Annotated in this window: 11 protein-coding genes; 10 read left to right on the forward strand and 1 reads right to left on the reverse strand. The window is 60.4% G+C overall.

What is annotated here, in order from left to right:
- Positions 1-80 precede the first annotated feature (80 nt).
- The 10 genes from J0G10_RS01710 (at position 81) to J0G10_RS01755 (ending at position 13,570) form a co-directional block, all read left to right on the forward strand.
- On the forward strand, positions 81-1,433 hold the full coding sequence (locus J0G10_RS01710; RefSeq protein WP_095047026.1) for a TolC family outer membrane protein: 1,353 nt from the start codon (positions 81-83) through the stop codon (positions 1,431-1,433).
- 34 nt (positions 1,434-1,467) lie between these two features.
- A complete protein-coding gene (locus J0G10_RS01715; protein ID WP_095047027.1) occupies positions 1,468-3,624 on the forward strand; it encodes a type I secretion system permease/ATPase in 2,157 nt (718 codons plus the stop codon).
- Positions 3,614-4,981, forward strand: coding sequence for an HlyD family type I secretion periplasmic adaptor subunit (locus tag J0G10_RS01720; RefSeq protein ID WP_007918311.1), 1,368 nt, complete (start codon positions 3,614-3,616; stop codon positions 4,979-4,981). Before J0G10_RS01715 ends, J0G10_RS01720 begins: the two co-directional genes overlap by 11 nt.
- 371 nt (positions 4,982-5,352) lie before the next feature.
- On the forward strand, positions 5,353-6,249 hold the full coding sequence (locus J0G10_RS01725; RefSeq protein ID WP_095047028.1) for a TauD/TfdA dioxygenase family protein: 897 nt from the start codon (positions 5,353-5,355) through the stop codon (positions 6,247-6,249).
- Positions 6,250-6,271: 22 nt separating this feature from the next.
- Positions 6,272-7,132, forward strand: a complete 861-nt coding sequence (locus J0G10_RS01730) for an ABC transporter ATP-binding protein (RefSeq protein WP_116029366.1) — start codon at positions 6,272-6,274, stop codon at positions 7,130-7,132.
- 20 nt (positions 7,133-7,152) lie between these two features.
- Entirely contained in the window at positions 7,153-8,019 is an 867-nt protein-coding gene (locus J0G10_RS01735; RefSeq protein ID WP_016985558.1) for an ABC transporter permease, read from the forward strand.
- 197 nt (positions 8,020-8,216) lie between these two features.
- Positions 8,217-9,134, forward strand: coding sequence for a LysR family transcriptional regulator (locus J0G10_RS01740; RefSeq protein ID WP_016985559.1), 918 nt, complete (start codon positions 8,217-8,219; stop codon positions 9,132-9,134).
- A 223-nt stretch (positions 9,135-9,357) separates the two neighbouring features.
- Positions 9,358-10,896 carry an MFS transporter gene (locus J0G10_RS01745; protein WP_220557259.1) on the forward strand — a complete coding sequence of 513 codons (1,539 nt, stop codon included), beginning with the start codon at positions 9,358-9,360 and terminating at the stop codon, positions 10,894-10,896.
- Between the two features lie 26 nt (positions 10,897-10,922).
- Positions 10,923-11,993 (forward strand): HlyD family secretion protein, encoded by a 1,071-nt coding sequence (locus tag J0G10_RS01750; RefSeq protein ID WP_220557260.1) that lies wholly within the window; start codon positions 10,923-10,925, stop codon positions 11,991-11,993.
- Positions 11,990-13,570 (forward strand): efflux transporter outer membrane subunit, encoded by a 1,581-nt coding sequence (locus J0G10_RS01755; RefSeq protein ID WP_245398012.1) that lies wholly within the window; start codon positions 11,990-11,992, stop codon positions 13,568-13,570. The genes J0G10_RS01750 and J0G10_RS01755 overlap by 4 nt, the downstream gene beginning before the upstream one ends.
- Here J0G10_RS01755 and J0G10_RS01760 read toward each other — a convergent pair.
- The gene (locus J0G10_RS01760) at positions 13,551-14,240 is read right to left on the reverse strand and encodes an NYN domain-containing protein (RefSeq protein ID WP_038367380.1); all 690 of its coding nucleotides are present in this window, start codon (positions 14,238-14,240) and stop codon (positions 13,551-13,553) included. The two genes, J0G10_RS01755 and J0G10_RS01760, sit on opposite strands and share 20 nt — an antisense overlap.
- Between the last annotated feature and the right edge of the window lie 457 nt (positions 14,241-14,697).

A 14,697-nucleotide genomic window follows, 5' to 3' on the forward strand; every position in this document is an offset into this window, starting at 1 on the left:
GGTCAATCTGGTTGCCATCATCCGACGCAGCGCCACGTTTTGCTGTGATTCAAGACAAGAAGTTCTGGGAAATTCCTATCATGCGTTCGCCCCTGCTTTTCGCCGTACCCTTCGCCCTCGCCGCCTCTTTTGTACAAGCACAATCCTTACCAGAAGCCATGCAGCAGGCACTGGATGTCCATCCGGAAATCCAGGCAGGGGTCAACAGTCGTTTGGCTGCGGATTATCAATTAAGAGCGGCGAAAGGGGGATACCTGCCGAAGGTCGATCTGCTCGGCGGTTATGGCCGTGAAGGCACCGACAGCGTCACCACCCGCGCCAATGGCGGCGGCAACCACTGGGAAACCCTGAACCGCAGCGAGTCAAGTTTACGTCTCTCGCAAATGGTCTTCGACGGTTTTGCGACGTCCAGCGAAGTCGGGCGTCAACAAGCCACCGTTAACTCCCGTGCGTACTCGTTGCTTGGTACTTCCGAGCGCACCGCGCTGACCGTCGCCCAGGTTTATCTGGACGTGCTGACCCGTCGTGAGTTCGTGCGTCTGGCCGAAGAAAACCTCAAGAGCCACCAGCGCATCTACGATCAGATCCAGTTGCGCACCCAGCGCGGCGTCGGCAGCGGTGCCGACCTCGATCAGGCCGAAGCGCGGATGGCCCAGGCCCGCAACAACCTGATCACCGAGCAGACCAATCTGGCCGACTCGGAAACCAATTTCCTCAGCGCCGTCGGCCAGATGCCCGATCAACTCGAGCGGCCGGCGCCGTTCATGGCAATGATGCCGGCCAACCTCAACGAAGCGCGGCAGCAGATGCTGGAAAACAGCCCGATCCTGCGTTCGGCCGAATCCGACATCGCCGCCGCCGAGAAACAATACGAAACAGCCAAGTCGACCTTCTACCCACGTTTCGACGCCGAACTGGGGCGCACCGCCGACAACGACCTCGACGGCCAGAACGGTCACAACAACGAATGGCAAGCCATGCTGCGCATGCGTTTCAACCTCTATTCGGGCGGCAGCAACAAGGCCGATCTGGAATCCAAGTCGTACCTGTCGAACCAGGCGCTGGACATCCGCAACAACGCTTTGCGTCAGTTGAACGAAGAGCTGGGTCTGGCCTGGAACGCCTTGAACAACGCCAACGCGCAGGTGCCGATCGCTCAGCAATACGTCGACCACAGCACCTCGGTGCGCACCGCTTACCAGCGTCAGTTCAGCCTCGGCGAACGGACCCTGCTCGATTTGCTCGACAGCGAAAACGAGTTGTTCACCGCTTCGCGGCGTCTGGCTGAAATCAAAAACATTCAGTTATTTACTCAGTACCGAATCAAGGCGACCATGGGCGAGTTGCTCAGAAGCCAGGGAGTGGTCGCACCGTTGGCATCCGTTGTGCAAAACGACGTGAAGCCCAAGGTCCAGCTGCCTGGGATGAATTGAGTTATCCCTTTTCAACTGTCAAAGAGTGTCGAGCGTGGAATCAGAAGTCAGTCGAGTTCAACTCAGTCATGATCCACGCGCGTTGCACGACGATCCGTTACTGGACGGCCTGCTCGCCCTTTGCATGCTCCACCAGAAACCCGCCAGCGCGGCGATGCTGACCACCGGCCTGCCGCTGCCCAAACAACGCCTCAGTGTCGAGTTGCTGCCCCGCGCGGCGGCTCGCGCCGGCCTGCAAGGTCGAGTGCTGCAGCGCAAACTGGAAGAAATTCCGGCGATCGCCATGCCGGCACTGTTGCTGCTCAAGGATGGCCGCAGCGCCGTCCTGCTCGGCTGGCAGGGTGACAACGAAGCGCGGGTGCTGCTCAGCGAAACCGACGGCGGCGAGTCCATCGTCAGTCGCGAACTGCTCGCCGACGATTATACCGGCAAGGTCTTCTTCGCTCAGCCGCAACACAAATTCGACGTCAACCACGGCACGCTGATTCCGCGCGCACGCTCGTGGTTCCGCGACACCCTCAAGCGTTCGCGCTGGCTGTATGCCGATGCGATCGCCGCGAGTTTCCTGATCAACATCATCGCCATGGCCGCGCCGCTGTTCGTGATGAACGTCTACGACCGCGTGGTGCCGAACCAGGCCGAAGCGACCCTGTGGGTGCTGGCCCTCGGGATTACCGGCGCCTACCTCTTTGACCTGATCCTCAAGAGCCTGCGCAGTTTGTGCCTGGATCTGGCCGGGAAGAAAACCGACCTGATCATCTCCGCGACGCTGTTCGAACGCATCGTCGGCATGTCGATGAAATACCGCCCGGCGCGGGTCGGCAGCTTTGCGCAGAACATCCACGAGTTTCAGAGCCTGCGCGACTTCCTTGCCTCGCTGACCCTGACCAGCCTGATCGACCTGCCGTTCACCATCCTCATCTTTATCGTTATCGCCATTCTCGGCGGGCACTTGGTGTGGATTCCGGTGTTGGCTTTCCCGATTGCCTTGCTGATCGGCTACGCGTTGCAGAAACCGCTGGTGGCGACCATGGAGCGCACCATGGCCCTCGGTGCCGAGCGCCAGTCGAGCCTGATCGAAACACTCGCCGGCCTCGACGCGGTCAAGGTCAACAACGCCGAGAGCGAACGCCAGTACCAGTGGGAACAGACCATCGGCACCCTCAGCCGTCTCGAGCTGCGGGTGAAAATGCTTTCCGGCCTGGCGATGAACATCACCCTGCTGATCCAGCAACTGGCCGGGGTGATCATGATTGTCTTCGGCGTGTACCAGATCATCGCCGGCAACCTGAGCATGGGCGGTCTGATTGCCTGCTACATGCTTAGCGGCCGCGCACTGAGTCCGCTGGCGTCGCTGTCGGGTCTGCTGACCCGTTATCAGCAGGCGCGGGTAACCATGACCTCGGTCGACCAGATGATGGAGCTGCCGCAAGAGCGCAATTTCGAAGAGCGCCCGCTGAGCCGCAAGGTGCTGCAAGGCGCGATCGAGTGCCGCCAGCTCAGCTTTACCTACCCGGAACAACAGAACCCGGCGCTGAAGAACATCAACCTAGTGATCCGTCCGGGCGAGAAAATCGGCATCATCGGACGCAGCGGCTCGGGCAAAAGCTCCCTCGCCAAACTGTTGGTCGGCCTGTATCAGCCGGACGATGGCGCGTTGCTGGTCGACGGTGTGGATATCCGCCAGATCGACGTCAGCGAACTGCGCTACAACATTGGCTACGTGCCGCAAGACATCCAACTGCTGGCCGGCACCCTGCGTGACAACCTCGTCTCCGGCGCGCGTTATGTCGAAGACGAGCTGGTCCTGCAGGCGGCCGAACTGGCCGGCGTCCACGAATTCGCCCGCCTGCACCCGCAAGGCTATGAGCTGCAAGTTGGCGAGCGCGGGCAGAACCTCTCCGGCGGTCAACGGCAGAACGTTGCGCTGGCCCGGGCCTTGTTGCTCAATCCGCCGATCCTGCTGATGGATGAGCCGACCAGCGCCATGGACAACACCGGTGAAGAACGCCTCAAGCAACGCCTCGCCGCCGTGATTGAAAACAAGACTGTGGTGCTGGTGACGCACCGGGCGTCGCTGCTGTCGCTGGTCGATCGCCTGCTGGTGGTTGACCGTGGACAGATTCTCGCCGATGGCCCGAAAGCCGCCGTGATGGAAGCGTTGAAGAAGGGGCAGATCAGTGTTGCTTAAGTCGGGTTTCAAGGATTCGATCCGTCGCTACTTCAAAGGCTCGGCATCGTTGCAGGGGCAGCCGCTGCCAGAGGTCAACAAGGCGCTGATCGAGGACGCCCCGCGCGTCGTGCGCCTGACCATCTGGGCGATCATCGGCTTCTTCATCTTCCTGCTGCTGTGGGCCAACTTCGCCGTGATCGACGAAGTGACCAAGGGCGACGGCAAGGCGATTCCGTCGTCGAAGATCCAGAAAATCCAGAACCTTGAGGGCGGGATCATCTCTGAACTGTTCGTCAAGGAAGGCCAGATCGTCGAGGCGGGTGCGCCGCTGATTCGTCTCGATGACACGCGATTTGCCTCCAACGTCGGCGAAACCGAAGCCGATCGCCTGTCGATGTTGCTGCGGGTCGAGCGCCTGAGCGCCGAAGTGGATGACCGTCCGCTGAATTTCCCCGAGGACGTGCTCAAGGCCGTGCCGGGCCAGGCGAAAAGTGAGGAATCGCTGTACATCAGCCGCCGTCAGCAATTGCATGACGAAATTGGTGGTTTGCAGGAGCAGTTGATTCAGCGTCAGCAAGAGCTGCGCGAATTCGCCTCCAAGCAAGCGCAGTATCGGCAGCAGCTCGGCTTGCAGCGGCAGGAAATCAATATGTCCGAGCCGCTGGTGGCGCAGGGCGCGGTGTCCCCGGTAGAGGTCTTGCGTCTGAAGCGTGCCGAGGTGGAAACCCGTGGTCAGCTGGATGCAACGACGCTGGCGATTCCGCGCGCTGAATCGGCGATCAAGGAAGTGCAGCGCAAGATCGACGAGACGCGCGGTAAATTCCGCAGCGAAGCGCTGACCCAACTCAACGAGGCGCGCACCGACCTGAACAAGGCCAGCGCTACCGGCAAGGCGCTGGAAGACCGCGTCAGCCGCACGCTGGTGACATCGCCGGTGCGCGGCATCGTCAACAAGTTGCTGGTCAACACCATCGGCGGCGTTATTCAGCCGGGCAGCGACATGGTCGAAATCGTACCGCTGGACGACACCTTGCTCGTCGAAGCGAAGATCCGTCCGCAGGACATCGCGTTCCTGCACCCGGGGCAGGAAGCGATCGTCAAATTCACCGCGTACGACTACACCATTTACGGCGGGCTCAAAGCCAAGCTTGAGCAGATCGGTGCCGACACCATCACCGACGAAGACAAGAAAACCACCTACTACATCATCAAGGTGCGCACTGAGCGCAGCCACTTGGGTACGGATGAAAAACCGTTGCTGATCATCCCGGGGATGGTGGCGTCGGTGGATATCATTACCGGCAAGAAGTCGGTGTTGAGTTATCTGCTCAAGCCGATTATTCGCGCGCGGGCTGAGGCGTTGCACGAGCGTTGATTCTCTAGTGGCCTTGCCGGCCTCATCGCTGGCAAGCCAGCTCCCACAGGTTTCTGTGTCGGACACATATTGATGTTCCAGCCGAGAACCCTGTGGGAGCTGGCTTGCCAGCGATGGCGGCAGCCAAAACACCACATGCCTGTCAGTAAGTGACAAAAACCGTCACTCACCATCCAGTCCATTCCTCACCAATCGCCATATCGTTATTCATTAACGGTATTTAATTTCCAATTCTTATAGCTATAAAGTCATCCCCCTGCGTACCTGCCGACCAATCGGCGCGCCGCACGACCTGAACCAACACGCAATCCAGCGTGAGTGTCTGATCGACGAGCGCGCCCGTGAGCGCGCCGTGCGTGGGAGATGGAAAGATGTCCGCAGCTACTGCTTCCCCAAGCGCCGCGACCGCCGCGCCGCAATCCTTTGAAATCCGCCCGTTCAGCGGTGCCGTCGGCGCCGAAATCATCGGCCTTGACCTCACCCGGCCGATCAATGATCAGGACTTCGCACGCATTCATCGCGCGCACCTGGATCACCACGTCGTGGTGTTCCGCGACCAGCAAATCACCCCACAGCAACAGATCGACTTCAGCCGCCGCTTCGGCGTGTTGCAGATCCACGTGCTCAAGCAGTTCCTGCTGGCCAATCACCCGGAAATCCTCATTGTTTCCAACATCATCGAAAACGGCCAGAACATCGGCCTCGGCGATGCTGGCAAGTTCTGGCACTCCGATCTCTCCTATAAAGAGTTGCCAAGTCTCGGCTCGATGCTCCATGCACAGGAGTTGCCAGAGGAGGGCGGCGACACGCTGTTCGCCGACATGCACAAAGCCTGGGACAGCTTGCCCGAAGCGTTGCGCAAAGCGGTCGAAGGCCGCAGTGCCGCGCATTCCTACACCGCCCGCTATAGCGAAACCAAATTCGAAGGCAACTGGCGCCCGACCCTGACCCCGGAGCAACTGGCTCAAGTCGCGGAAGTGGTGCACCCGGTGGTGCGCACGCACCCGGAAAACGGCCGCAAGGCGTTGTTCGTCAGCGAAGGTTTCACCACGCGCATCGTCGGCCTGCCGGATGACGAGAGCCAGCAGTTGCTGACCGAGCTTTACGCCCACAGCGTGCTGCCGCAAAACATCTACCGCCATCAGTGGCAGCCACACGACTTGGTGTTCTGGGACAACCGTTCGCTGATCCATCTCGCCGCCGGCTGCCCCGCGCACCTGCGCCGCAAGCTGTATCGCACGACCATTCAGGGCGACGCGCCTTTCTGATTCGCCGGAGATTGATCAAATCATGAACGCTCCCTTGCAAGGCCACGCGGCCAGCAACCCGATCGCTCGCAGCGAAGCGCTGCTGGCGGTCGATCATGTCAGCCTCGAATACCGCACCCCGCAACGCGTGGTGCGCGCCACTCACCAGGTCAGTTTCGAAATCGATCCGGCCGATCGCTACGTGTTGCTCGGGCCGTCCGGTTGCGGCAAATCCACCTTGCTCAAAGCGGTCGCCGGGTTCATTCAACCGTGCGAAGGCGAGATCCGTCTGCAAGGTCAGCGCGTCGATGCGCCGGGTCCGGACCGGATTGTGGTGTTTCAGGAATTCGATCAGCTGCCGCCGTGGAAAACCGTAAAACAGAACGTGATGTTTCCGCTGCTCGCCTCACGCACGCTGAAGAAAAAAGAAGCTGAAGAACGCGCGCTGCACTATCTGGAAAAGGTCGGCTTGGCGGCGTTTGCCGATGCCTATCCGCACACTTTGTCTGGTGGCATGAAAGCGCGCGTAGCGATTGCCCGGGCGTTGGCGATGCAGCCGAAAATCCTGCTGATGGACGAGCCATTCGCCGCACTTGATGCGCTGACCCGGCGCAAGATGCAGGAAGAACTGCTGCTGCTCTGGGAAGAGGTGCGCTTCACTCTGCTGTTCGTCACCCACTCGATTGAAGAGGCGTTGGTGGTCGGCAATCGTATCCTGCTGCTGTCGCCGCATCCCGGCCGAGTGCGCGCCGAAGTGCACAGCCATCAATACGACTTGCACAGCTTGGGTGGCGTGGCGTTTCAGGAGTCGGCGCGGCGCATTCATCGACTGCTGTTCGACGAAGGCCAGTCGCCGGAAACCGAGCGTGATCACGACTTCAACGACATTCGCATTGCCTATTGAGCGGCCAGGAGGACTACCCGATGAGCCATTCATCATCCGTGCGTGAAGAGTTTGAAGTTGTTCTGGAGCCGCTGACTGAAGTGCCGGTCGAGCGGGAGTTGTCGCTCGGCACGCGGCTGTGGCAACAGGGCTGGTTGCGTAAAGGCCTGATCCTGATTGTGCTGGCGGTGCTGTGGGAAGTGGTCGCACGGATCCAGAACAATGACCTGATGCTGCCGAGTTTCTTGCAGACCAGCCACGCGCTGTTCGAGGGGCTGCTCAGTGGTGAGCTGCTGGCCAAGGTGTGGATATCGCTGGTGGTCCTGATCAAGGGCTACCTGATCGGCATCGTTCTGGCGTTTGCCCTGACCACGCTGGCGGTGTCGACGCAGTTGGGGCGCGATCTGCTGAGCACGATGACCTCGATGTTCAACCCGTTGCCGGCGATTGCCCTGTTGCCGCTGGCGCTGCTGTGGTTTGGCCTAGGGCAGAACAGCCTGATTTTTGTGCTGGTGCATTCGGTGTTGTGGGCTTTGGCACTAAACACTTACGCGGGGTTTCTCGGAGTTTCTGAAACGCTGCGCATGGCCGGGCGCAATTACGGTTTGAAGGGCTTGCGGCTGGTGCTGTTCATCCTGATCCCGGCGGCGCTGCCGTCGATTCTGGCCGGGCTGAAGATCGGCTGGGCGTTTGCCTGGCGCACGTTGATCGCGGCGGAACTAGTGTTTGGCGCGACCAGCGGCAAGGGTGGGCTGGGTTGGTACATCTTTCAGAATCGCAATGAGCTGTATACCGACAAGGTGTTTGCCGGGTTGGCGGTGGTGATTCTGATCGGGTTGCTGGTGGAGAATCTGGTGTTCGATACGCTGGAGCGGGTGACTGTTAAGCGGTGGGGGATGCAGCGGTAATTTCTGGCGTGACGGCTGGCCCCATCGCTGGCAAGCCAGCTCCCACAGGTTTTTTGGTGTTTTCAGATGTTGTGAACGCCTCAACCACTGTGGGAGCTGGCTTGCCAGCGATGGCGTCCTGTCCGGCGCCTCCATACCTAAAGGATGTTTGCTAGCATTGCGCCCAGATCAATCCTGATCGGCCAAGAGTGCTCAGCATGCAACTTCCGGACATGAATCTTCTGGTCGCCCTCGACGCCTTGCTCGACGAGGGCAGTGTGGTCGGCGCGGCGCGGCGGATGAATCTCAGTCCGGCAGCCATGAGTCGCACCCTGACGCGGATCCGCGAGGCCATCGGTGATCCGATTCTGGTGCGCGCCGGTCGAGGCCTGGTGCCAACCCCCAAAGCCCTGGAATTACGCGAGCAAGTTCGCGATGTGGTCGAGCAGGCCGCGCTGCTGTTCCGCTCCGCCGACAGCGTGGAGCTGGGCACGCTGCGCCGGCGCTTCAGCATCCGCGCCAATGACTTCTTCATCGGTGTCTACGGCGGCAAGCTGTTCGACACCCTCGATCAACTGGCGCCGCACTGCGAATTGCGTTTCGTCCCGGAAGGCGATGGCGACGATGAGGCTCTGCGCGAGGGCCGCATCGATCTGAGCGTCAGCAACACCCGCCCCGTCACCCCTGAAGTCAAAGTGCAGAATCTGTTTTCGACGCACTTCGTGGGACTGGTGCGCGAAGACCATCCATTGCTCGACGGTGAAATCACCGCCGAGCGCTATGCCGGGTTTTCCCATATCAGCATGTCGCGCCGCGGCATCGCGCGCGGCCCGATTGATACGGCGCTGAATGCGCTGGGTCTGGAGCGGCGCGTGGCGGTGATCGCGCCGAGTTTTCATGCGGCGATGTTTGCCTTGCCGGATTCCGACCTGATCCTGCCGGTGCCCAAAGAAGCGCTGCTCAGCGTGCGCCGGCTCGGTTTGAAACTGCGCTCGTTCGACCTGCCGATCCCATTGCCGACCTTGATGCTGACCCAAGCCTGGCACCCGCGTTTCGACAAAGATCCGGCGCACCGCTGGCTGCGCGAAACCCTCAAGGCTTGTTGTGATGAAACGTGGCTGGCTGCCCAGCCTTAATCTGCGAACCCACACAAAACCCTTGTAGGAGTGAGCCTGCTCGCGATAGCGGTGTGTCAGTCAACACATACATTGGCTGACCCAACGCTATCGCGAGCAGGCTCACTCCTACAGAGGTTAATGATTGCGTCTGGCGCACTTATAAGCTGCCAATAAGTCAATTTTCGTCATTGCCAAGCCCGACTAAGATGCTCCGGTACTTTTCCCTCCGGAGTGTGTATTCATGTCATCCCTGACGGCGGCGGTGCCCATCGCTGCGGCCAGCCCGGCGACGGCGGCCGCGCCACCGGTGTTCGGGGCGCGGATCATCATCGGCCTGGTCGGCGTGCTGCTGGCGGTGCTGGTGTCGGGCCTCAACGAGATGGTCACCAAGGTGGCCCTGGCCGACATCCGTGGCGGGTTGCACATCGGTTACGACGAAGGCACCTGGCTGGTCGCCAGCTACACCGCCACCTCGGTCGCGGCCATGGCCTTCGCGCCGTGGTGTTCGGTGACCTTCTCGTTGCGGCGGTTCACGCTCTGCGCGATCGCTTTGTTCACCTTGCTCGGCGTGCTCTGTCCGTTCGCGCCGAACTACGAAAGTCTGCTGCTGATGCGCATCCTGCAAGGTCTGGCCGGTGGCGCATTGCCGCCGATGCTGATGACCGTCGCCCTGCGTTTTCTGCCCGCCAATATCAAACTCTATGGCTTGGCCGGCTACGCACTGACGGCGACATTCGGCCCCGGCCTGGGCACGCCGCTGGCCGGTTTATGGACCGAATACGTCGGCTGGCAGTGGACGTTCTGGCAAATCATCGTGCCTTGTCTGATCGCCATGGCGATGGTCGCGTGGGGTATTCCGCAGGACCCGCTGCGCCTGGAGCGCCTCAAATCGTTCAACTGGAAAGGCCTGCTGCTGGGATTTCCGGCGATCTGCATGTTGGTGATCGGTTTGCTGCAGGGCAATCGGCTGGACTGGTTCGAGTCGAGCCTGATCTGTGGATTGCTCGGCGCCGGCTCGCTGCTGCTGGTGGCGTTCCTGATCAACGAGTGGTCGCAGCCGACCCCGTTTTTCAAATTGCAGATGCTCGGTATCCGCAACCTGTCGTTCGCCTTGATGACCCTGGCCGGTGTGCTGATAGTTCTGCAGGCGGTGGTGTTGATTCCGTCGAGTTATCTGGCGCAGGTGCAGGGTTATCGCCCGGCGCAGACCGCACCGATCATGCTGATCGCCGCATTGCCGCAACTGATTGCGCTGCCGTTGGTGGCTGCGTTGTGCAACCTGCGCTGGGTCGATTGCCGCTGGGTGCTTGGCATGGGTTTGAGCATGTTGACGCTGTCCTGCCTGGGCGGATCGCTGCTGACTTCAGAATGGATTCGCGACAATTTCTACGTCCTGCAATGGCTGCAGATCTTCGGTCAGCCGATGTCGGTGTTGCCGCTGTTGATGTTGTCCACCGGCAGCATCCAGCCGCAGGACGGGCCGTTCGCCTCCGCGTGGTTCAACACGGTAAAAGGCTTGGCGGCCGTGGTCGCTACCGGGGTGATCGAAGCGCTGACCACCGCGCGTCTGCATTTCCACTCGACCATGTTGGTCGACAGCCTGGGCAATTCGCCGCTGGCCGACCGCAGCGATCCGGGCCTCGCCCATCGCCTGCACGAACAAGCCGTGGTGCTGACTTCTTCCGATCTCTATGTGTGCATGGCCGGCGTCGCAGTGGCGTTGATCCTGCTGATTTTCTGGCTGCCGACGCGGATCTTTCCGCCGCGCGCGCCGACCTGATTGCTTCACTGAAACAGAAGGTTTTTATGACGACTCAAGCAAAGCAAAAACTCGCAGTGGCTGTAGCGGCCGCGCTGGCTGTCGGCGTGCTGGTATACCTGGCATTCCCCGGTGTGTTTGGTAAACGCACCCAGCAAAACACCAACGACGCCTTTGTCTCTGCCGACTACACGCTCGTCGTGCCGCGCGTGGCCGGGTTTATCAAGGAAGTCTTGGTGGAGGACAACCAGCAAGTGAAGGCGGGCCAGTTGCTGGCGCTGATCGATGATCGCGACTTGCGCGCTTCAGCTGAGGCAGCGGACGCGCAAACCCTGGTCGCGCGGGCGCAGTTGCAGAATGCCAAAGCGACGCTGGAGCGCCAGACTTCGGTGATCGCCCAGGCGCAAGCCTCGGTGGTGTCTGCCAAGGCTGAAATGGCCTTTGCCCAGCAGGAATTGAACCGCTACAACCACTTGGCGGGCGTCGGCGCCGGCACCGTGCAAAACGCGCAACAGGCGCGCACTCGCATCGATCAGGCCACGGCTCATCTCGACACCGCCACGGCGAAACTGGCGGCAGAGCGCAAGCAGGTCGATATTCTCACGGCTCAGCGGGATGCCGCCGAAGGCAGTTTGAAGCACGCACAAGCGGCGCTGGAAATCGCCAGTTTTGAACTCTCTTACACGCGTATCACTGCACCGCAGGACGGCATGATCGGCGAACGGGCCGTGCGCGTCGGCGCCTATGTGACGCCGGGCAGCAAGCTGCTGGCGGTGGTGCCTTTGCAGCAGGCGTATGTCGTGGCGAATTTCCAGGAGACGCAACTGACCGACGTGCAGCCAGGGCAAGAGGTGCAAGTACGCGTCGACAGCCTGGGTGGTGAAGCGCTGACCGGTCGTGTCGAGAGTATCGCCCCGGCGACTGGCGTGACCTTCGCAGCAGTCAAACCGGACAACGCCACCGGCAACTTCACCAAAGTGGTGCAACGGATTCCAGTGAAAATCATGCTGGAGCCGGGTCAGCCGTTGGCCGAACGGTTGCGCGTGGGGATGTCGGTGGAGGCGAGCATTGACACCAAAAGCTCGGCGACATCGGTGCGTGAGGTGACTCAGCGATGAGCCGTGTTGAATCGACTGGCCTCATCGCTGGCAAGCCAGCTCCCACAGGGTCCACCTTTAGAACAAAACAATTCGGTCAATCTGCACAATCCCTGTGGGAGCTGGCTTGCCAGCGATGGGGGCTGTGGCAGCCACTCACCTTGAGTGCCTTGCTCACAATGAGTCTCACCGCCTGCACCGTAGGCCCAGACTTCCAGAAGCCCGAAGCCACACAAATCGCCGACTGGGCCAAACCCGCCAAGTCAGCCCCCAGCCAAGCCGTCAGCGAACCCCTGAACGAGCGCTGGTGGGAGGTCTTCCACGACGCGCAACTCTCCGCGCTTACTCAGCGCGCGGTGCAGAGCAACCTCGACCTGCAACTGGCCAGCAGCCGCCTGCAACAAAGCCGCGCCGCCCGCCAAGTTATCAGCGCTGACCGCTATCCGAACACCGCCGCTACCGGCAGCTATGCGCGTGAACGTAACAGCGGCAAGGGCCTGAACGATCCGTCCGGATACAACGGCGATTCCGCTTTCAACCTGTGGGACGCCGGGTTCTCCGCCTCATGGGAACTGGATTTCTGGGGCCGCGTGCGCCGCGAAACCGAAGCCGCCGACGCCAATCTCGAAGTCGCCGAAAACGACCGGCGCGGTGTGCTGCTCGCCGTGCTTGCCGACACGGCGCAAAACTACATTCAACTTCGCGGCGTGCAGAACACCCGCGCCGTCACCGAGCAAAACCTCGACGTCGCCCGGCACAGCCTGAAACTCTCGCAACTGCGCCTGGCCGATGGCGTGGCAACTGACCTCGATGTCGCTGAAGCCGCCGCGCAAGTCGCCGCCATCGAGTCGCGCTTGCCGGCACTGGAGCAACGCCAATCACAGTTGATCAACGCGATCAGCCTGTTGATGGGCGAACCACCGCAAGCCTTGGCCAAAGACTTATCCTCCGACGCCGCCGTGCCGCAGTCGCCGCTGCAAGTCGCCATCGGTCTGCCGTCACAACTTGCCGAACGCCGCCCGGACATCCGTCAGGCCGAAGCGCGCCTGCATGCTGCTACCGCCAATATCGGTGTGGCCAAAGGCGACTTCTATCCGCGCATCACCCTTTCGGGCAACCTCGGCTCGCAAGCCATGCAACTCAGCGACTTTGGCTCGTGGGGTTCACGCGCCTTCGGCATCGGCCCGCAATTCAGTCTGCCGCTGTTCGATGGCGGACGCCTGCGCGGCATGCTGCAACTGCGCGAAGCGCAACAACAGGAAGCGGCGATCGCCTACCAGCAAACCGTACTGCGCGCATGGCACGAAATCGACGATCAACTGACTGCTTACAACGCCAGCCAGCGCCGCCGCGACAGCCTCGCCGAAGCCGTACGGCAGAACCAGATCGCCCTGCGCACCGCGCAACAGCAGTACGTCGAAGGCGTGGTCGACTTCGTCAACGTCCTTACTGTGCAAGGCGCGTTGCTGGCGACGCAGGAACAGTGGGTGGAGAGTTCGACCGGTGTTTCGCTGGCGATGGTCGGGTTGTACAAGGCATTGGGCGGGGGATGGGAGTCGGTGTATCCGGCAGAAGTACCTACCAATAATCCGGTTTGAACGCTGGTTTTTTGTGCGTGGCTACTCGGCCTGGAAACTGATTAAGGAGCAATTCTTCCTCTGTGATCACGCGCCGCAGCCAGTGCGAGTGATCTTTCAGAGAGCCCGGGGTGGGTCGATTCAAACCTGCCCTGTGAGGAAGAATGACGCCGATGGTTAGGTGAGGGAAGTCCGCGCGTATTGCTCTCAATGCGGGGGTGATATCAGTGTCACTCGAAACCAGTACGAGTTGTTCGACGCGATCTTGTGTTGCGAACATTGCCTGCTGGCAGGCAGTGCGATACATGCTGATCGCGATATGAACGTCGGTTTCCTTTTCTTCAAGCTTCCAGATGTCGACCTTGTCCTGGCGTGAGGCCTTGGTGTTTTTGTCGATGAATCGAGGCGCTTTAGCCTGCTCAAGATGGTGCCGACCAAAATGCACTCTGACATTGGTCGTGCGCAGTGCCCTTATGTAAGTGTCTTGGGCCTCTTTTGAAATTCGGCCCAGCGTCGCGAGTTCTGGTTTTATTGATGAGGTGAAATAGTCAATCGAGACAACGGCGTTCTGCGGGTTTTCGATGTGTGCGACATGAATCAGCAAACCTTCGAGATTGAGCCATTTATAGGGGGTGCCCGCGAGCAGCCCATAGAACAAGTTGTAGCCATCAACAAAGAAAGCAGTACGCACAAATTATTCCTCAGAAACGAAAAAACCGGCCTAAGCCGGTTTCTTCACCCCAACTGCCAGCGAACTGAATCGCTACGTACGGGGTTGAGTAAGGCAATCCTAGATTGAGCGCGTCATGCAGGTCAACCACCAAATAATTGCGGGCTCACTGCGCTGGTTTATCTCCAGCACCGGCTTGCCAGTTTTGGTTACCAATGCCAACCGGGGTCAAGCCATTTAAGGCCGTCTGTATTAGAAGTTATTGCAGAGAGGGGTAGATTCGGCCCGGGTTTACTTGCATAGGTAGCCTGTCTATCACCTTTTTCGCAATGCGTAATCAGTAGCATCTCCAACTCGTGTAGGAAGCCGGAGTTTGCCGACATCCCTTAAACAATCATGGGGCGGCCTTCTCTTTTGAAACATTACATTTCCGAAGAGTGATGGCCTTTCGCTTGACGCTAACCCCCGCTGTCGTAGA

The organism is Pseudomonas germanica (assembly GCF_019614655.1).
Classification (GTDB): domain Bacteria; phylum Pseudomonadota; class Gammaproteobacteria; order Pseudomonadales; family Pseudomonadaceae; genus Aquipseudomonas; species Aquipseudomonas neuropathica.

Coding starts and splice junctions, on each gene's coding strand:
- J0G10_RS01710 (WP_095047026.1), top strand. CDS start 81: ATGCGTTCGCCCCTGCTTTTCGCCGTACCCTTCGCCCTCGCCGCCTCT.
- J0G10_RS01725 (WP_095047028.1), top strand. CDS start 5,353: ATGTCCGCAGCTACTGCTTCCCCAAGCGCCGCGACCGCCGCGCCGCAA.
- J0G10_RS01730 (WP_116029366.1), top strand. CDS start 6,272: ATGAACGCTCCCTTGCAAGGCCACGCGGCCAGCAACCCGATCGCTCGC.
- J0G10_RS01735 (WP_016985558.1), top strand. CDS start 7,153: ATGAGCCATTCATCATCCGTGCGTGAAGAGTTTGAAGTTGTTCTGGAG.
- J0G10_RS01740 (WP_016985559.1), top strand. CDS start 8,217: ATGCAACTTCCGGACATGAATCTTCTGGTCGCCCTCGACGCCTTGCTC.
- J0G10_RS01745 (WP_220557259.1), top strand. CDS start 9,358: ATGTCATCCCTGACGGCGGCGGTGCCCATCGCTGCGGCCAGCCCGGCG.
- J0G10_RS01750 (WP_220557260.1), top strand. CDS start 10,923: ATGACGACTCAAGCAAAGCAAAAACTCGCAGTGGCTGTAGCGGCCGCG.
- J0G10_RS01755 (WP_245398012.1), top strand. CDS start 11,990: ATGAGCCGTGTTGAATCGACTGGCCTCATCGCTGGCAAGCCAGCTCCC.